Below are 19,364 nucleotides of genomic sequence, written 5' to 3'. Positions count from 1 at the left end.
TGCGATTGATTTTTTATCAAAAGCAACATCAGAGCTTGGTAGAGCTCCACATCCCTTTCATGGCTTTTTCTTCCTGCCGGATACGTATGGCGAGGAAACAACCGTAAACCGGCAGTCCGATCATCATCGTATACCATGCGTTACAAAGCAGGCCGACACCGATCAATTCGGGAATAATATTCAGGAAGTAATTCGGATGTCTAACGACGCGAAACAGGAAACTCTTTTCGATGCGTTGGTTCGGAACAATATAGACCTTCACCGTCCACACATCACGGAGTTTATAGATCACGTAAAACAGCATGATATAGGAAAATGCCATCACTGCCGTTCCCCAAGCCGAATAATGATTGAAGCCGATACCTGATCGATATGCTTCGTAAAGTGCGGAGAAATAATACACGATATGCACGAGGGTAAGCATAAGCGAATTGAAGGCTCCATGCTGTACAGCGCCCAATTGAAGGATACGTTTCTCGTTACGGATAGAGTACGATAATGAAACAAGTCGAAGAGCAAAAAAGAATGCGAATGTAATAATGATATACAACATAATATGATTAAAATTTTAGTTGACTCGGAATTCAGAAGGACGTTGTCTCTCTCATTCGGGCTGCGAAAGTAACGATAATTTCCGGATCCCGCAACGACGTGAGGCCTTCGGTCAAACGATCATCCGAACAAATGGCATCGTAAAATACGGATGACAGTACAAGAAACGACAGGTTTTACCGTTTGAATAAAAAAAACAAAAAATATCTGATGAAATTTTTCACCCTCTTATGGATGTGCCCGTTGATCGTTGCTTGCTCCGGGAAAAAGAATGATACGAAGCAATCGATACCCGAAGAGAGCCTTTATCTGTTCGTCGGTACATATACCTCTCCGGGAGAAAGCCGCGGAATTTATGTGTATCGTTTCGATGAGGCTACCGGAACAGCTGATTCTGTTACCATGGCAGAAGTCTCGAATCCTTCGTTTCTGACTCTGAATGCAGACCTGACACGAATCTACACCGTAAGTGAGAACGGCACTGACGACAGCTACGTGCATGCTCTCTCTTTCGACTCCACAGAAGGCAGTCTTACGCTTCTCAACTCGCAGAAAGCGGGCGGAAGCTCTCCTTGCTATATCGAGCTCGATCCGATGGGGCAGCGGGTCGTAACTGCTAATTACGGCGGAGGAAGCATTTCCGTCTTTCCCACTCATACGGACGGCAGCCTGCGGCCTCTCACACAATTGCTTTCTTTCAAGGGCGAAGGACTCGATCCGGAGCGTCAGAAACAGCCGCACCTGCATTCGGTACGTTTTTCGCCCGACGGCCGCTATTTGTTCGCGTCGGACTTAGGTACGGATCATCTTTATCGATACGAGATAACTCCCGACTCGATACCGTTCGATAAAAACTCGGTAAAAGTAATTCAAACCCCTCCCGGAACAGGCCCGCGTCACTTCGATTTCCATCCCAATGGGCAATATCTGTATCTACTTGGAGAATTGTCGGGACAGGTGGTCGTATATCATGATCGCAAGGGAGATATGGAAGCGAAGCAAGGGATCGTAGCCGACAGTATGGGAGCACGTGGGAGCGCTCACATCAAAATATCGCCTGATGGACAGTTCCTCTATGCTTCGAACCGCTTACAGGGAGACGGAATCGCGATCTTCTCCGTTTCTCCGACGGACGGAACGCTTACGAAGGCAGGTTACCAGCCTACCGGAAAGCATCCGCGCCATTTCGCGCTTACTCCCGACGGACGGTATCTGCTCGTAGCCTGTCGTGATGAACACAAGATACAAGTTTTCCGACGTAATCCGGAAAATGGCCTATTAACCGATACACGGCAAGATATTCTCGTGCATCGGCCGGTGTGTCTTCGATTCGGAGCAAGATAGCTTGCGCTGGGGCTATTCCGTATTCTAAAAAGACATTGTGGAGGGTGTGTCATAACGGGCGAACTGCTGCGTTGCTTGCTGAATGTGAGCTCGGTCATATACGTTAGTGTGCTCCCTGGCTCTCATCCTTAGCGCCTTGCATTTTACCCATTCTTTACACACCCTCTTGCTTTTGTCTTTAATATACTCAAACTATATCGGAAAGGCTATCGCATGAGGTAAAAACCGTCCGAATCGCAGAGAAAATTCTCCGTTTAGTTGTTTTTGTTGATACTTATCAAAACAGACACCATTCCCCAAATCAGAACTTGTGACCAAGACAAGAAATGTACAGGTCGGCTGCAGAAATAAAAAAAGAAGCTGAATCGCTATGAGGCAGCTTTTTTAGTGTTTAGAAGGAAAGGTGATAGCTTGCACGCGGTGTGAGATGCCTCGGAGGAGTCAAGTTACGGCTGTCCGGCCTTGTCATCATCTTTCCTTTCTAATAGAGCGAGCCCGGATCTTTCATTTTCGTCTGACTTCATCGCGATTACTATCTTACACACATTTTGCATATATACAAAAAGGAATTATCTTTGTGAAAAATAAAAAATGAAAAGTTATGTTAGCAGACACCAACCAAATCATCAAAGATGCCGAAACGAAGATGTCGTCGGCGATTCGCTATTTAGACGATGAGCTGGCACGCATTCGCGCCGGCAAGGCAAGTCCGCGTATTCTGGACAATGTCAAAGTCTCTTATTACGGCAGCATGGCGCCGCTCGCTAATGTGTCGTCCATCACGACACCCGACGCCAAAACGATCATTATCACCCCGTGGGAAAAACAGATGTTGAAGGAGATTGAGAAGGCTATTCTTACGTCCGAAGTAGGCATTACGCCCGAGAACAACGGCGAAGTGATCCGCCTCGGCATCCCGCCGCTCACCGAAGAACGCCGCCGCTCACTCGCGAAGGGCGCCAAACAACATGCCGAAACGGCAAAGATCAGCATTCGTAATACGCGTAGGGATGTGATCGAGCACCTCAAGAAAGCCGTTAAAGAAGGAGTGCCCGAAGACGCGGGGAAAGACGCCGAAGCGACCGTGCAGAAGATTCACGATAAGTACATCAAGCAAGTGGACGAGCTGTACGCGGCGAAAGAAAAAGAAATCATGACCGTTTGATGCACGGCCTTGTCGTAAAGAATACCGGTAGTTGGTATACGGTGCATACCGACGACGGTCGGTCGGTCGATTGTAAGATTAAAGGCTCGTTCCGGCTGAAAGGCATTCGAAGTACGAATCCGATCACCATCGGCGACCGGGTCGAAATCGAAGAGAACCGCGAAGGCAGCGCATTTATTACGGCAATCGGCGACCGCCGAAACTATATGATCCGGCGGGCATCGAACCTGTCGAAGCAGTCGCATATTCTTGCGGCGAATATCGACTTGGCCTTGCTCGTCGTTACGATTCATTATCCGCAGACGACGACGACTTTTATCGATCGCTTCCTCGCCACCGCCGAGGCTTACGGGATTCCGGCTTTACTCGTCTTCAATAAAATAGACCGATATGACGCCGACGAGCTTGAATATCTGGAAGGGCTGATGACGCTTTATTGTATCATCGGATACGACTGCATGAAGCTTTGTGCTACGTCGGGCGAAGGAATCGACGCGCTGTCGGACAAGATCAGCAACAAGATTACGTTGCTGTCCGGCCATTCGGGCGTTGGGAAATCGACGATTATCAACAAGCTGTTGCCGCATGCCAAGCTCCGAACGAAAGATATCTCCGAATATCACAAAGCGGGTGTTCACACCACGACGTTCTCCGAAATGATTCCGCTACCGAACGGAGGGTATCTGATTGATACGCCCGGCATCAAAGGTTTCGGGACGATTGAGATGCAGGGGGTAGAAGTGGCGCATTATTTCCCCGAGATATTCAAACATTCGGCCGACTGCCGGTTTAGCAACTGCACGCATACGAATGAGCCGGGCTGCGCGGTGCGCGAGGCCGTCGAAGCGCATTACATCAGCCAGTCGCGCTATAAAAGTTACCTCAATATTCTCGAAGACAAGGACGGCACGAAGTACCGCGAGGCCTATTAAGCGTTGTTACTCAGACGGCCGGCAGACTCATGCCCGTAATCTTGCGATAGAGGTCGAGGGCGTAGACGTCCGTCATGCCTGAAATATAATCGAGCGAGCACTGTATCTTCCCGTACGTGGTAGGCGCTTTGATGTCGTACTGACCCGGCACGCGGCTGAGGAGTAATTGGCTGTACGCGTGTTCGGGATGGAGCACGGCGTCGATGACGGTTTCGAGCAGGTATCCGAAGATATGATAACCTGCCAGTTCCACGTCGACCACTTCGTTGGCGACGTAAATTTTCCGGTAAGCCATCTCCGAACACGCTTTATACGCCTGACGAGCCTGCTCGTTGATGCAGTCGATCAGCGGCGCATGGAAACTACCGTCGAGCAATCCTTCTTCGTTCTCGATAAATACCTGCGTGCACTCGTCGACCAGCAGTCCGATGATGCACGAACGGAGGTAGGCGATCTGCTCGTTCGTGTCGTCTACCATGGCCATCGTATGTTGAATATCATTCAGACGTTTTCCTTCGAAAAAGCCAAGCAGGAGCCCGATGGCCTCTTCGCTTGTCAGTAAACGTAGCTTGTGGGCGTCTTCGATATCCATGATCTGATAGCAAATATCGTCGGCGGCTTCGACCAGATAGACCAACGGATAACGGACATAGGCGTCGGAAGCGTCGGACTGTTTGGGAATGCCCAGCTCGTCGGCGATGCGGCAATACGTTTCTTCTTCGGTCTGGAAGAAACCGAATTTTTTCTTTGCGGAAGCGTGTGTCGAGGCGTAGGGATATTTGACGATGGAAGCGAGTGTGCTGTATGTTAGGGCAAACCCGCCTTTTCGACGCCCGATAAACTGGTGCGTAAGCAAACGTATGGCGTTGGCGTTACCTTCGAAGTGTACAAAGTCTTCCCATCGGCCGCCTTCGGAACGTACGCGGGCTTCGAGCTGCCGGCCCGCGCCTTCGGAGAAGAACGCCGAGATCGCCCGTTCTCCCGAATGCCCGAAGGGAGGATTCCCCATGTCGTGCGCCAGACAGGCTGCCGAGACGATCGAACCGATTTCTTGCAGGTTGGCGGCCTCGTCTCCGTATTTCTGCATCAGACGTGTCGCTACGTTCGTGCCGAGCGATCGCCCGACGCACGATACTTCTAAGCTATGCGTCAATCGGTTGTGCACAAAGATGCTGCCGGGCAAGGGGAAGACCTGCGTCTTGTTCTGCAACCGCCGAAAAGGGGAGGAGAAGATCAGTCGATCGTAATCGCGCTGAAAGTTTGTCCGTTCATGCTTTCGTTCGTGGTAAGCTTCGATGCCGAGGCGCTTACCGGATATTAACTCGTTCCACTGCATATTTGTTCTGGTTTAATCGCTCCGAAAGTTGTTTTTACTTCTTTGCTTCGAGCATGCAAAAATAACATAATCCGAACTATTTTCAGACAGATATTGTTCGGAAAACAATACTTTCGCACACGGGAAGGCTGAAAATGATATTCCGCTGTAAAGATTTTTTGGTAAAACAAAAAATACGTTCCCATCCATTTATCCCTGATTCCGCAATAGAACAAATCATAATGAATTTCATTCAGGTCTTCAGCCCTGCGAACAAGGCCCGGATGTTGATATACCCCACCCTTGCGGGATGGGGCTGAAATAATTCGGGCTTTCAGCCCTTATAAACCCCGCAGAGGTGGTGAGTTGTTGAATTGTTGAGATGTTTATTTGTTTAGTTATTGATTCGTTGATTTGTTGGCTCCGTTGATTGCTGAAAGAGCCCTGAAAGGGCGTAATAATTCAGCCCAATGCGAAGCGTTGGGGAAAAAGGCATTGTGTTTCGTCGGAAGGCTGTAAGCCTGACGTAGCCATTATTGTCGTACATTCGTTCGTCCATTATTCATGGTAAACGCCGAACTGTGTATCGCGTAATTTGGGTTAAATGATAGAAGCAGCTACCCTCCATCATCTGATGCAGAGGATAGCTGCTTTGGTTTTTACTTCAACCGGTACGTTACGCCTCCCATCAGCCAGAAGCCAGCCTGAGGCACGTTACCCACGTCGTAATACTGCGTATCGTAAAGATTGTTCAGATTCACATGCAAGTCGACGTTTCGAAGTTTATAGTTGAGTTTCAGGTCGAGTACCGAAAATGCCGGATAGGGATGCAGTCCCGCATCGGTGCCACCCTCAAACCGGCGGTAGTTTCCCATCCGTTTCTGAAGCCGGAAATGCCATGCGGCCGAAAAATTCCGGTACACCGGATGCCGTAATTGCACGGTCAGCTTGTCGCGCAAATAGTTCAGCAGATATTTTGACTCCAATCCTTTCGAATCGGCAGTCTGATTCATTCGCGCGTAGCTGATCGAAAGTTCCGAGTGTCCGAGCGTCGGCCATTGCTGTCCCGGTCGTAATGTGGCACCTATTTCCACGCCCTGCTTATCTACCTCCGTCAGGTTCCATGACGCCCATTTAGCGTCGCCCGATGTCCGTACCCAGTCAATCATATCGCGTCCCCACATCAGGAAGCCTTTTACGTAAGCGCTTACGAGCGGACGGTCGTACGTCACTCCCAAGTCGACCGACTCCGATCGTTCAGGTTTCAAGTGCTCATTGGCATGATGCGTCTCCTGCGTGTAATACAAATCGGTAAATGTCGGCATGCGGATCGACTGGCTCCATGTCGTGGCAATCTTCAGCCCTTCTGCCGGACGGTATGCCGCGCTGACCGAGGGATAGAAACGAATGGCATCCGTCAAGGTGTTGTAGTTTACCAATGCTCCTGCCGAAAGCGAGAAACGGCTTGTCGCATACGTGTGCTCGAGTGTTACGCTGCTCGTCGTGCGGTCGTCATATTTCGTATAATCTCCTTCCGGATGCGCACGTGGCTTGCCCAGCTTACTGCTGACGATGTCTTCGCGTCGCACTTCACCTCCTAATGTCGTCGTACCGATGCGCGAAATATATTGAAAAATCAGGTTGGCGCCATACGTGTCGCCGCGATGGAAATTACGTCCTTTAGGGGTATCTTTAATCAGGTCGAACTGGTCGTAATGGCGGCTCCAGTAGAGGATGGGAATTACGCGTAGCGTTTGACCAAAGGCACCTTTTAATGTTGCCATGTAAGCGCTTGTCCGTTCATATTGATTCGGGAACTTGGCCGAATAAAACGTATTGGCACCATAGTGTTTGTTGTTGTAGCCCAGTTGCATATCCAGATATGCGTTTTCGCGCGCCTTCCAGCGTGTTTGCCAGAGCAGGTTATACATCCGGTAGTCGCTGTGTGGAATATATCCGTCGGACGACTGGTAGCCTGCCGAAAGACTATTTCTCGTCCGCCCGATCTCGGATGCTCCGCGTACATCGCCTCGCCATAGGTTATGCATCCCTGCCTCCGCATTGGCATATACGCGTGCGTCGATTTCTTTCTTTGTGATGATATTGATCCCTCCGGAAAAAGCGCCTGAGCCGTAAATCAGTGCCGAAGGGCCGTGGATGATTTCAATACGTTCGATGTCGGAGAGATTGACCGGAAGGTCGAGGTTGTAATGTCCGGTGTGTGGATTGGTCAGGTTGATCCCGTTTAGTAGGATAGCGGTCTGATCGGCTGATCCGCCGCGGATGGAGATGTCGGCCTGAACGCCGTGCCCGCCTCGTTGAATCACGTCGATGTGAGCTGCATAGGCCAGTAGTTCCTGTAGACTTTGGACAGGCGCCTGTTCAATTTGCGCTCTCATGATGACCGTTACCAACCGTGCCGACTGTGCAAGAGGAGTCTCGACACGTGCGGCCGTCACCGTGACCTCATCTAGTTCTTCTTCCGGCATCTTGTCGGCCACTGTACCTGCTCCCTGCTGTGCCGATACCGGCGACAGATGTGCAAAAGCCAGCATACTGCTTGTCAGCACCCCGATGTTCACTACCTTGTGCATACTGTTAAATGCACTGTAAGCTCTCCGCACAAATCGTCTGAAACGGAAAGCTTGTTGATCATTCAATCGTTTTTTTGTTCTCATATGAATTATTTAATGTTAAAAAATGCGGGGCAAAGATACGGAAACCCTGATTACCTGCTTCTGGAATTATCAATTCTTAACGAACTCATTTCCCTTAAGTCCTCTTGTACGAACGAAAATATGTATATTTACGCCGTGAAAAAGATGTCGATCAGACTGTATAAGGAAGAAGAGGTAACGGAGCGTCTTCGCAATCGGGAGACCCAGCGGGATGCGTTTGCCGAGGTGGTTGAGGCATACGGCGAAAAGTTGTATTGGCAGATCCGTAAGATGGTGCTTTCGCACGAGGATGCCAATGATATTCTGCAAAATACCTTCCTGAAAGCATGGTCGAACCTTGACTATTTTCGGGGTGAAGCCAAGGTCTCGACTTGGTTGTATAAGATCGCCACGAACGAATGCATCACCTTTCTGAACCGACAACGAGCCAGTCGTAATATTTCGCTCGATGACACGGATGTCTTCTTACTGGAAACCCTCAAAAGCGATGACTATTTTGATGGGGATGAATTGGAACTGAAATTTCAGGAGGCGATTCTCCGACTGCCCGAAAAGCAGCGACTCGTTTTCACGATGAAGTACGGTACAGACATGAAATACGAGGAGATGTCCGAGGTGCTTGGTACCTCTGTCGGAGCGTTAAAAGCTTCTTACCATCATGCCGTCAAAAAAATTGAGGCGTTTTTAACAAAAGACGGTTAAACCTTCTCAATTTTAACACGTCAAAAGATACGCAATCCCTGATTAGACAGTTATGAAGATGCAGCAATTCAAGATAGAGGAGGAGAAGAAGAAAAATCCGTTTCGTGTGCCTGAAGGGTATATGGAAGGGCTGACGGATCAGATTATGGCCCGTCTACCGGAGCGTCCCCAACAGAAAGAGACCAAAGTCGTCTCGATGGCCGACAAGATGCGTCCGTGGCTTTATTTGGCGGCAAGTTTTATCGGATTGCTCATAATCTTCAAAGGGATATCGGGATATCGGGTGAAAAAAAATGATACGACTGATCCGTTGTTTGTGAAAACGGAAGTGCCCGAAGTTTCGTTGAATGCGATCTCTGACGAGGATCGGGAGTTTTTGGAATATTTGGAAGCCCAATATGAAGACGAGCTGTTTTTAGAAGAAATCGAAGCAATGGAGTAAAAATATGAAGAAGCGTATATTTTTTATATTGATTATGATCGCTGTAGCAGGTGCTTTTTCTACGGTTATAGCGCAGCATGACAAAGGGAAGTTTGATCGTGAGGCTTTTATGGCGAAACGAAATGCGTATATTACGACATCAGCCGGATTGACAGCCGATGAAGCCGCGGCTTTCATCCCGATCGAGAATGAAATGCAACGAAAGAAGTTCGAGATTGGACGGGATTGCCGGAAATTAGCGCGCAAGAGTCGTTCGAAAGAAGGGCTGACGGAAGAAGAGCAGCAGAAGCTGGTCGATTGCACGACCGAAACACGGTTGAAAGAAGCCGAACTGGAAAAAGAATACCACGAGAAATTCAAGCAGATACTGTCGGTGGAGAAGTTATATAAATATCAGGAAGCGGAAGCCCGGTTTATGCGTGAATTTATGCAGGAACGAGGACATGTGCATGGAGGACGGCATGGGGGAAAACCATAGAAACATTACGTTTCTCTCTGCTTTCGTAGCAGGCGTTTCATTCGTATCGTCAAGACGACGAATAAGGCAAGTCCCACGATAGAGCTGATGGCCAACATCCGAACTCTCTCGGGCGAAACATCCGGCGTAAGAGTGTTTTCCGATTTTCCGCCGCCGGATATGCCAATGATGGCAAACGCGTTGTTTATGATGTGGGCGAAGACAGGCATCCAGATGCTGCGACACCAGTAGATCAGATAACCAAGGTATGCACCAAGCAGCATACGTGGCAGAAATCCGTAAAACTGGAAATGGAGGGCGCTGAAGAGTGCGGCGACAATCCAGATTAGCACATGAGGATTGCTGATTTTCTTTCGCAGGAGAGAGAAGAGAGTCCCACGGAAAAAGAATTCTTCCGTTACGCTGGCTCCTACGGCCATCACCAATAGGCTGAATGGCAATAATGTGTTGGAGCCGGAAAGCATCTGCCGCACGAGGGCGTCGGCTGCTTGCTGTGTCTCGCGCATGCGGTTTTCGATGGGGGCAAGCGCATCAGGTAATTCCATCTGCGCGTTCAAGATGCTGATGAGCGAAACGAACGGTAACAAGAGCATGGTCATACCGCCCACCAGATACCAAATACGTATGTTGGGGATGCTTTTTATGTGCAGAAAACGACGGGGATCGTCGCTGCAAAGAAAGGCCGTAACAAGTGCCGGTATCAAGAAGGCTGTGACGGAGCCAACGAACTGCATCTCTAACAGGATGCCCGGCGGCAGATGTGTTTTGTCATCTTCTCCCATTATCAACAGGATACTTGCATAAAACAAGGAGGCAAGCAGATATCCGACCATCATGGTGATGAGCAACACACCGGCCTGAAATCCGGCCCCTCGATCGGCAAAAATCCCTTTCATCGATACAAAAGTATAAAAAAATAACTTCCGCCCCCGTCTTTTCGACGAGCAACGGAAGTTATCCATTCATTCGTTCAAAGAGGAGTAATAACTCAGACTCTCGGAAGCGCTTCTTTAACGACCATCTGACGGCCTTCAAATTCCGTCTCGTTCATCTCCGAGATTGCCCGCTGCGCATCAGCTGCATTCGGCATTTCGGCAAAAGCATAACCTTTCGATCGGCCTGTTTCACGGTCTTTGATTACCTTGACGGAATCTACCGCACCGTACTCTTCCAATCGTTGTTGTAACTCATTCTCCCGAACACGATAGTTCAGGTTTCCAATGTAAATGTTCATAAATATAAAATTAAAAATACTCGTCGTTACTAATGAAAAGTGTAAGAAAACCGGAAGTTCAAAACAATGAAAAATAAATCATCAGCAACTGACAGAGATAAAAACCGATTGTTAAGTACGTTCGAAAGTATAATCACTCCTTCCACGCCGCAAAGAAACAGATAAAATCGGAATAAACAAGTGTTTTATAGCGAAAATTATTGTTTATTGCATGTTTTATATTTGCGAGATTAAAATTATAAGTCTAATTTTGCACCCTGCATAAAAGAAAAAACAGATTTAAAAGGTTAAATATTAAACAGAACGGAATGAATGTTTCATTAAAAAGCAACGACTCCGTCAGTGGCGTTGTAACAGTAGCGATAGAAAAGAAAGATTACGAAGCGCAGATCGAGAAGAGCTTGCGTCAGTATCGTCAGAAAGCCAATATGCCGGGTTTCCGGAAAGGGATGGTCCCGTTGGGCATGATTAAAAAAATGTATGGCAAATACGTATTGGCCGAAGAAATTAACCGGATCGCTTCAGAGAGTCTGTTTAATTATATTCGTGAGAATAACATAGCCGTTCTCGGACAGCCTGTGCCATGCACCGATCATCCGACGATTGACTTCGAGACGCAGGAAAGCTTTGAGTTTCGGTTTGACATTGCATTGGCGCCTACGCTCGATATTAAATTGACGAAACGCGATAAGTTAACGCGGTATGAGGTAGAGGTGGACGATGTTTTGATAGATAAACAAGTTGACTCGTACCGGAGAAGTTTCGGCTCGTATGATAGTGTGGAGGATGTTGAGGAGACAGACCTTGTAAAAGGTACAGTGGTAGAGATGGAAGATGGCGAGCAATTGCCCGGCGGTATTTGGGTCGAAGAGGCCATGCTCATGCCGAAGTACATCAAAGATGAAGGAGAGCGCAATAAATTCCTTGGAGCTAAACTGAACGACAAGGTTGTTTTCAATCCGAACAAGGCATACGAAGGGGCCGAAGCAGAGATCGCATCCTTCTTGAAAGTGAAGAAAGAAGAAGTGGCGGGGATTACCCGCGATTTTCGTTTCGAGATCAAAGAAATCACACGTCATAAACCTTCCGACTTGAATCAGGAGCTGTTCGACAAGATTTTCGGCGAAGGTGTCGTAAAGAGTGAAGCTGAGTTTCGTGATCGGGTGAAAGAGTCATTGCAAGAGCAGTTCCGTCCGCAGAGCGATTATAAGTTTTTTGCCGATGTACGTGCTTTGATGTTGAAGAAGACGGCTGACGTAACCTTTGCCGACGATATCCTGAAGCGCTGGTTGCTCAAATCGGACGAGAAGAATACGCCGGAGATGGTAGAGAAGGATTATCCGCATGTGGTAGAAGATCTGAAAGCGCATCTGGCAAAAGAACAACTTGTACGCGCCCATGATATTAAAGTGGAGGACGCTGATATCGAGTCGCTCGCTAAACGGGTCGCTCAGGCGCAGTTTGCGCAGTACGGCATGCTCTCCGTGCCTGACGATGTGCTTGACAACTATGCCAAAGATATGATGAAGAAAGAAGAAACCGTAAGAAATCTGGTTGATCGTGTAATTGACGAGAAGCTTGCGGAATGGCTCAAAGAGCAGGTTAAGGTAGAGACGAAGACCGTCTCGCTCGACGAGTTTGAAAAACTGCTGACAGAAAAACAGAAATAAATAAAATAGAAAAAGACACGAATGGGAAACGAATTTAAGAAATATGCAACCAAGCATCTGGGGATGAGTACTACTGCGCTTGAGAGCTATATGAATATCTCGAGCAGCTATATCTCGCCTACTATCATCGAAGAGCGACAGTTGAACGTTGCTCAGATGGATGTTTTCTCACGTCTGATGATGGATCGTATCATTTTTCTGGGTACACAGATCGACGATTATACGGCTAACGTGATACAAGCCCAGTTGCTTTATTTGGACTCGAGCGATCCGGGCAAAGATATTTCGATTTATATCAATTCACCTGGTGGCTCGGTGTATGCCGGATTAGGGATTTATGATACGATGCAGTTTATCGGCAGTCAGGTGACAACGATCTGCACGGGGATTGCCGCATCGATGGCATCGGTGTTGCTCGTAGCCGGTGCGAAAGGGAAACGTTATTGTCTGCCACACTCGCGCGTGCTGATTCATCAACCGCTCAGTGGAGTCCAGGGACAAGCTTCGGACATGGAGATCGCCGTTCGTGAAGTCTTGAGGGTAAAAGATGAGCTCTATCGCATCATCTCCGAACATTCGGGTAAACCATACGACGTGATTTCCCGCGATAGTGATCGTGATTACTGGATGAACGCGCAGGAAGCGCAGGAGTACGGCATGGTTGACGAAATTATGACGCGTAAATAAACAACGGAAAAGCAATATGGCAAAGACAATAGACGGCTCTTGTTCTTTCTGCGGGAAAAGCCGCAGAGACGCTACGTTGTTGATTACCGGTCTGACCGGCGCAATCTGCGACGACTGCGTTATGCAGGCATACGACATTGTACGCGAAGCAAAACCGAAAAGTCAAGGGTTTATGCCTAAAGGAGAGGAGGTGCCTAAACCTCAGGAACTAAAAGCGTTCCTCGATCAATATGTAATCGGTCAGGATCCGGCCAAACGTTACCTTTCGGTGGCTGTCTATAACCATTATAAGCGACTGATGCAGAAAGTGACTCCGGACGATGTGGAGATTGAAAAATCGAATATCATCATGGTGGGTGCGACAGGAACGGGAAAAACATTGCTGGCACGTACGGTCGCTCGCAAACTGCATGTGCCGTTTTGTATTGTCGATGCCACTGTCCTCACCGAAGCCGGCTATGTCGGAGAGGATATCGAAAGTATCCTGACGCGTCTGTTGCAGGCGGCCGACTATAATGTAGAGGCGGCTCAACGTGGAATTGTCTTTATCGACGAGATTGACAAGATTGCCCGCAAGAGCGACAACCCGTCGATTACACGCGATGTCAGCGGCGAAGGGGTACAGCAAGGCTTGCTGAAACTGCTGGAAGGATCGATTGTGAATGTCCCGCCGCAGGGAGGACGCAAGCATCCCGAACAGCGCATGATTGCCGTAGATACCCGCAATATCCTGTTTATTTGCGGAGGAGCTTTCGACGGTATCGAAAAAAAGATCGCACAGCGGCTTAATACACGTGTGGTTGGCTACGCAGCCAGCAGAGAAACGGCAGTCGTTGACCGGAACAATTTGATGCAATATATCACCCCAACCGACTTGAAATCGTTCGGCATGATTCCGGAAATTATCGGTCGTCTGCCGATCCTGACGTATTTGGAGCCATTAGACCGGTCGGCTCTGCGACAGATTTTAACCGAACCGAAGAACTCTATCATCAAGCAGTATGTTAAACTGTTCGAAATGGACGGTATCAAACTCTCCTTTGATGAGGCAGTCTATGAATATGTGGTCGATAAAGCCATTGAATTTAAACTGGGGGCACGTGGTCTGCGTTCCATCGTGGAAGCTATCATGATGGATGCCATGTATCAAATGCCTTCCCAGAACAGGAAGAAACTGGCTGTCTCTTTGAATTATGCGAAAGAGCAGTTCGAAAAGACAGATGTCAGCCGTTTGCAAAGGGCATAAAGCTATCGGAATATCGTACAAAAGTAAATATGGCAAAGAAAAAAGACATCACGGAGGACGAATCGAAAGTAAAAAAGAAAAAAACGTCGGCAGAGAAAAGTAAATCTGTAGAGAAGAAGACATCGGCGGCCAAGTCGGACAAAAAAAAGTCGGGCGAAGCGGCTGTGCGAACTACTAAAAAAGTCTCTACGGCTCGGACGAAGAAAAATCTTGCTGGTGTTGATTTAGCGGAGGCGCTGCAATTTCATTTCGGATTCTCTTCGTTTAAAGGCAACCAGAAAGAAATTATCGAAAATGTATTAGCCGGAAAAGATACATTTGTGCTGATGCCGACCGGTGGTGGAAAGTCGCTTTGCTATCAGTTGCCGTCGCTGATTATGGAAGGGACGGCCTTAGTGATCTCGCCTCTGATCGCTTTGATGAAGAATCAGGTGGATGCCATGCGCAACTTCAGCGAGGAAGACGGAGTAGCTCATTTTATCAATTCTTCCTTGAATCGCGCAGCCATCGAACAGGTCAAGCAGGATATTTTGTCCGGTAAGACGAAGTTGCTCTATGTAGCCCCCGAATCGCTGACCAAAGAAGAAAATATCGGATTTTTGCGTCAAGTTAAAATATCATTTTATGCGGTAGACGAAGCGCATTGTATTTCGGAGTGGGGACATGATTTTCGTCCGGAATACCGTCGGATTCGTCCCATTATCAATGAGATCGGGAAGCGTCCTTTGATTGCACTGACAGCTACGGCTACTCCGAAAGTGCAACACGATATCCAGAAGAACCTCGGGATGACGGAGGCGAAGGTGTTCAAATCCTCATTTAACCGGGCTAATCTGTACTACGAAGTACGTCCGAAAGGGAAGGATATCGATCGCGAAATCATCAAATACATCAAGGCGAACGAAGGCAAATCCGGTATTATCTACTGCCTGAGTCGTAAAAAAGTCGAAGAGTTTGCCGATATCCTGTGTGCAAACGGCATCAAAGCCCTTCCTTATCATGCCGGTATGGATTCGCAGCAACGCTCGGCCAATCAGGATGCTTTTCTGATGGAAGAAACGGACGTGATTGTGGCTACGATCGCTTTCGGTATGGGAATCGATAAGCCCGATGTGCGCTATGTGATACACTACGATATCCCGAAGAGCCTCGAAGGGTATTATCAGGAAACGGGACGTGCCGGTCGTGACGGAGGTGAGGGACAATGTGTCGCTTTTTATGCGAACAAAGACTTGCAGAAGTTAGAAAAATTCTTGCAAGGCAAGCCGATCGTAGAACAGGAGATCGGCAAGCAGTTATTGCTCGAAACGGCAGCTTATGCCGAAACGGCTGTATGCCGTCGTAAAGTATTGTTACATTATTTTGGAGAAGAATATATGGAAGAAAATTGCGGTTGCTGCGATAATTGTCTCGATCCGAAAACACTGATGGAGGCCAAAGAATTATTGCTCACCGTTCTGGAAGCTGTCGATTCGTTAAAAGAAAAATATAAGACGGATTATGTGATCAGCTTCTTGTTGGGGAATGAGACGGCGGATATTTTGTCGTATAAACAAAACGAGCTGGAGTTGTTCGGTGCCGGTCAGGATGAAGACGAAAAGACATGGAATGCCGTAATCCGTCAAGCTCAGATTGCCGGTTATCTTGCCAAAGATATCGAGAATTACGGACTGCTGAAGATTACACCACAAGGAAGAGGCTATATGAAACATCCTGTTTCGTTTAAGATCGTTAAAGACAATGAATTTGAAGAAGACGATACTCCGGAAACCGCTCTGCGCGGGGGAGGGTCGAGTGCCGTAGACCCGGCCTTGTTCTCGATCATGAAAGATTTGCGAAAAAAATTATCGAAGCAGTTGGATGTGCCTCCGTTCGTCATCTTTCAGGATCCGTCATTGGAAGCGATGGCGACGACTTATCCCGTTACGTTAGATGAATTGCAGAATATTCCGGGTGTAGGTGCCGGAAAAGCGAAACGGTACGGGACGGAATTTGTAGCACTCATCAAAAAGTACGTCGACGAGAATGAGATTGAACGTCCCGAAGACATGCGCGTGCGCACGGTTGCGAATAAGTCGAAGCTAAAAGTCTGGATTGTTCAGAGTATCGACCGGAAGGTCGCTCTTGATGATATTGCCGTCTCGAAAGGATTGGAATTCAATGAACTGTTGGATGAAATCGAATCGATTGTATATTCGGGTACACGGATCAATATCGACTATTTTATCGATGAAGCGATGGACGAGGATCATATTGATGAAATCTACGAGTATTTCAAAGAGGCGAATACCGATGATCTGGAAGAAGCGATCGAAGAGTTGGGAAGCGATTATACGGAAGAGGAGATTCGCCTGATCCGTATTAAATTCCTTTCCGAAATGGCCAATTAAAACATGACAACAAACATCATAAAATAAAGAAAAGGTAATGAAGAAGATTATTTTATGTACCGCGTTAGCCGCGGCGATATGTATGCCGACATTTGCGCAGAAAAAAGCGGCTGAAGATCCTACCGTGATGACGATCGCAGGAAAAGACATTCCATTATCGGAATTCCTTTTTATCGCACAGAAAGACAGTGGGGTAGATTTGACGAATAAAAAATCTCTGGAAAACTATGTGACGTTATTTAAGAACTTCAAGCTGAAAGTGGCGGATGCTGAGGCAGCGGGCATAGACCAAACGAGAGCCTTTCAGGAAGAGTTGACAAATTATGAATCACAGTTACGGGCCAGTTTCCTCTCGGATAAACCCGGTGAGGCTTTAGCGATTCGCCAGATATATAACAGGAGTAAAGAGATTCCGACCCTTACACATATTTTCTTTCCGTTGCCAGGACAGACGGTATCCAAAGATACGGTGCCGGTTTATCAACGAGCAAAAGCAGCGTATGACCGTATTCGTAACGGAGAAGATTTCGATAAAGTAGGAAAAGAATTAATTGAAGCCCCCAACAAGGATTCGGTTGTTTACGAACAAATCGAATATCTCTTTCCGCTGCAAACGATGAAAGCATTCGAAAACGCTGTATTCCGTATGAATGTAGGAGATATCTCTGAACCCGTGCGTACGCCGTTAGGCTTCCATATTATCCGTATCGACCGGAAGATTCCGAATCCGGGTAAAGTCCGTGTGGCACATATCTTAGTCGGTCCCGATCAACTAACAGGCGAAGCATTCGACACTCTCGTTTACGCTCAAAAGGCCAAAGAGGTTTACGAGAAAGCGAAGAGCGGAGAGAAGTTTGAGGATTTGGTTTTTACTTATTCCATTGACGGAAGAACGCATGCTACGGGAGGGGCCATACCTTACTTCGGATTGGGTGAAATGGTTAAACCTTTTGAGCAAGCCGCGTTTGCGTTGAAGGAAGTCAACGATATCTCCGAGCCGGTTAAAACGCGTTACGGTTATCATATCATTAAGTTGCTGGGCAAGAAACCTCAAGCGCCTTATGAAGAAGTGCAAGAGGCATATTATACGACGATGAGACGGGGCGATTACAACTTTGAACTCTTTTACAGCTATGACGAGCGCGAAAAGAAGAAGTTGGGTTATAAACTGAATCAGGAAGCATACGACGAACTGCAACGTTTGTGCGATGACTATTTCCCTACCGATACAGCGTTTTATAACCGTGCCAGCAAAATGGACAAAGTGCTGATGCACATGAATAATATGGATTTCCCGCAAAAGGAGTTCGCCGAATATCTTCGTCGTTACCCGTTCTCTACGAAAACGTATTCGGGCGATTTTATGAACGAGGTATACCGTCTTTTTGTTCGTGATATCATCAACGAGTTGGGACGGAGAAGCCTGAACGGAGATCATCCGGAATTTCAACAGCTGTTGAAAGAGTATCGTGACGGCATTCTGCTGTTTGAAATCAGTAACGAGCGGGTTTGGAGCAAACCGATTGAAGAGCAGGCTCGCCTCGAAGAAGAATGGATCAAAGAGCTGAACGGTAAATATGACGTGAAAATCAATTGGAAGGTGTTGAAAAACCTGAAAAAGTATATTCCGTAATCTTTGGGGAAGGAGGCTGTGCGATGAAACGAAAGATGTTGTACCTGTGGTGTCTGTGGGCCGGAGTTTATATCCTCGGGGCCTGTCGTCCTTCGGGCATGAGGGAAGATGCAGACATCCTCGTACAAGTAGATGGACTTTCGTTGACCCGCAGTGAAGTAGAGAAGATCATCCCGCTGGGGAGCACGCCGGCCGACAGTTTACTGATGGCCGAAAACTACATCAAGAAGTGGATCACGGACATATTGATTTACGAAGTCGCCGAAGACAATTTGGGCAGAGACGAGGCGGAAGTGAATCGCCTCGTCGAAGAATATCGTCGGGCATTACTTCGGCATCGTTATCTCGAAGGGATGATACATACGAAACTCTCTGCCGAAATTCAAGAGAGCGACAAACGAATGTATTACGACGAGAACGCCCGGAAATTCACCTTGGATAAACATTTGATCAAAGGACTTTTTATCAAGGTACCGGTCGATGCGCCCGGCTTGGAAAACGTACGAAAATGGTATAAGTCGGAGAAATTGGACGCCGTTGAGAATATCGAGAAATACAGCATCCAAAATGCTTCTATTTATGACTATTTTTACGACCATTGGGTCGACTTGGATGAAGCGCTGGCTAAAATACCGGCTCGCATATCGGATAAGACACAGTTCCTAAAAACAAACCGATCCTTTGAATTTACCGACAGCACATATTGTTATTTCCTCAATATATCCGAATATCTGCTGGCGGGTCATGTGGCACCGTATGAATATGCGCAACCTCAGATCGAAGAGGTGATGATCAACAAACGCAAAGTCGAATTTCTACGGAATTTCGAAGAAGAGCTTTACCGTGATGCCGTACGAAAAGGAGACGTCATCTTTTATAACGCAAAACCATAAAAT

At 47.6% G+C, this 19,364-nt stretch carries 17 protein-coding genes; 12 read left to right on the top strand and 5 right to left on the bottom strand.

The window, feature by feature from the left end; all coding sequences use genetic code 11:
- Window positions 1-28 precede the first annotated feature (28 nt).
- Window positions 29-553, bottom strand: a complete 525-nt coding sequence (locus tag EII41_RS04120) for an isoprenylcysteine carboxyl methyltransferase family protein (protein WP_124751968.1) — start codon at window positions 551-553, stop codon at window positions 29-31.
- 209 nt (window positions 554-762) lie between these two features.
- On the opposite strand from EII41_RS04120, the gene EII41_RS04115 reads away from it, so the two are divergent.
- The 3 genes from EII41_RS04115 to rsgA all read left to right on the top strand — a co-directional run bounded on the left by EII41_RS04115 (window position 763) and on the right by rsgA (window position 3,993).
- Complete coding sequence (locus EII41_RS04115) at window positions 763-1,896, top strand: lactonase family protein (protein ID WP_124789537.1); 1,134 nt, start codon at window positions 763-765, stop codon at window positions 1,894-1,896.
- Between the two features lie 601 nt (window positions 1,897-2,497).
- Window positions 2,498-3,061, top strand: coding sequence for a ribosome recycling factor (gene frr, locus EII41_RS04110; protein ID WP_124751966.1), 564 nt, complete (start codon window positions 2,498-2,500; stop codon window positions 3,059-3,061).
- The gene (gene rsgA, locus EII41_RS04105) at window positions 3,061-3,993 is read left to right on the top strand and encodes a ribosome small subunit-dependent GTPase A (protein ID WP_124751977.1); all 933 of its coding nucleotides are present in this window, start codon (window positions 3,061-3,063) and stop codon (window positions 3,991-3,993) included. The genes frr and rsgA overlap by 1 nt, the downstream gene beginning before the upstream one ends.
- Window positions 3,994-4,003: 10 nt before the next feature.
- On the opposite strand, the gene dgt is transcribed toward rsgA, so the two are convergent.
- On the bottom strand, window positions 4,004-5,329 hold the full coding sequence (dgt, locus tag EII41_RS04100; RefSeq protein WP_124789536.1) for a dGTP triphosphohydrolase: 1,326 nt from the start codon (window positions 5,327-5,329) through the stop codon (window positions 4,004-4,006).
- A 638-nt stretch (window positions 5,330-5,967) separates the two neighbouring features.
- The gene (locus tag EII41_RS04095) at window positions 5,968-7,986 is read right to left on the bottom strand and encodes a TonB-dependent receptor plug domain-containing protein (protein WP_124789535.1); all 2,019 of its coding nucleotides are present in this window, start codon (window positions 7,984-7,986) and stop codon (window positions 5,968-5,970) included.
- 144 nt (window positions 7,987-8,130) lie between these two features.
- Here EII41_RS04095 and EII41_RS04090 point away from each other — a divergent pair, with 144 nt between their 5' ends.
- From EII41_RS04090 to EII41_RS04080, 3 genes are read left to right on the top strand one after another with little or no spacing between them, the layout of a single operon-like run.
- The gene (locus EII41_RS04090; protein WP_411292576.1) at window positions 8,131-8,688 is read left to right on the top strand and encodes an RNA polymerase sigma factor; all 558 of its coding nucleotides are present in this window, start codon (window positions 8,131-8,133) and stop codon (window positions 8,686-8,688) included.
- Window positions 8,689-8,740: 52 nt separating this feature from the next.
- A complete protein-coding gene (locus EII41_RS04085; RefSeq protein ID WP_124789534.1) occupies window positions 8,741-9,130 on the top strand; it encodes a hypothetical protein in 390 nt (129 codons plus the stop codon).
- Window positions 9,131-9,134: 4 nt separating this feature from the next.
- Window positions 9,135-9,608 carry a hypothetical protein gene (locus EII41_RS04080; protein ID WP_124789533.1) on the top strand — a complete coding sequence of 158 codons (474 nt, stop codon included), beginning with the start codon at window positions 9,135-9,137 and terminating at the stop codon, window positions 9,606-9,608.
- 5 nt (window positions 9,609-9,613) lie between these two features.
- Here the strand turns inward: EII41_RS04080 and EII41_RS04075 are convergent, their stop codons facing one another.
- Both EII41_RS04075 and EII41_RS04070 read right to left on the bottom strand, forming a co-directional pair.
- On the bottom strand, window positions 9,614-10,504 hold the full coding sequence (locus EII41_RS04075) for a CPBP family intramembrane glutamic endopeptidase (protein ID WP_185711823.1): 891 nt from the start codon (window positions 10,502-10,504) through the stop codon (window positions 9,614-9,616).
- 92 nt (window positions 10,505-10,596) lie between these two features.
- Window positions 10,597-10,842, bottom strand: coding sequence for an RNA recognition motif domain-containing protein (locus EII41_RS04070; protein WP_124751960.1), 246 nt, complete (start codon window positions 10,840-10,842; stop codon window positions 10,597-10,599).
- Window positions 10,843-11,150: 308 nt separating this feature from the next.
- Here EII41_RS04070 and tig point away from each other — a divergent pair, with 308 nt between their 5' ends.
- Genes tig through EII41_RS04040 form a run of 6 tightly spaced genes read left to right on the top strand, consistent with a single transcriptional unit; the run spans window position 11,151 to window position 19,361 of the window.
- Window positions 11,151-12,512, top strand: a complete 1,362-nt coding sequence (tig, locus tag EII41_RS04065; protein ID WP_124789531.1) for a trigger factor — start codon at window positions 11,151-11,153, stop codon at window positions 12,510-12,512.
- A gap of 21 nt (window positions 12,513-12,533) precedes the next feature.
- A complete protein-coding gene (gene clpP / locus EII41_RS04060; protein ID WP_124751958.1) occupies window positions 12,534-13,199 on the top strand; it encodes an ATP-dependent Clp endopeptidase proteolytic subunit ClpP in 666 nt (221 codons plus the stop codon).
- A gap of 16 nt (window positions 13,200-13,215) precedes the next feature.
- Window positions 13,216-14,445, top strand: coding sequence for an ATP-dependent Clp protease ATP-binding subunit ClpX (gene clpX, locus EII41_RS04055; protein WP_124789530.1), 1,230 nt, complete (start codon window positions 13,216-13,218; stop codon window positions 14,443-14,445).
- Between the two features lie 29 nt (window positions 14,446-14,474).
- Window positions 14,475-16,835 (top strand): DNA helicase RecQ, encoded by a 2,361-nt coding sequence (gene recQ, locus EII41_RS04050; protein ID WP_260425473.1) that lies wholly within the window; start codon window positions 14,475-14,477, stop codon window positions 16,833-16,835.
- A 37-nt stretch (window positions 16,836-16,872) separates the two neighbouring features.
- Window positions 16,873-18,468, top strand: a complete 1,596-nt coding sequence (locus EII41_RS04045; RefSeq protein WP_124789529.1) for a peptidylprolyl isomerase — start codon at window positions 16,873-16,875, stop codon at window positions 18,466-18,468.
- A gap of 23 nt (window positions 18,469-18,491) precedes the next feature.
- A complete protein-coding gene (locus EII41_RS04040) occupies window positions 18,492-19,361 on the top strand; it encodes a peptidyl-prolyl cis-trans isomerase (RefSeq protein WP_260425472.1) in 870 nt (289 codons plus the stop codon).
- The last annotated feature ends 3 nt before the right edge of the window (window positions 19,362-19,364 follow it).

Origin of the sequence: Tannerella forsythia (assembly GCF_003860135.1) — a bacterium.
In the GTDB taxonomy this organism is placed as follows: domain Bacteria; phylum Bacteroidota; class Bacteroidia; order Bacteroidales; family Tannerellaceae; genus Tannerella; species Tannerella forsythia_A.
Note: the sequence above shows the minus strand (reverse complement) of the source record. Positions and strands in the feature narration are given on the sequence as shown.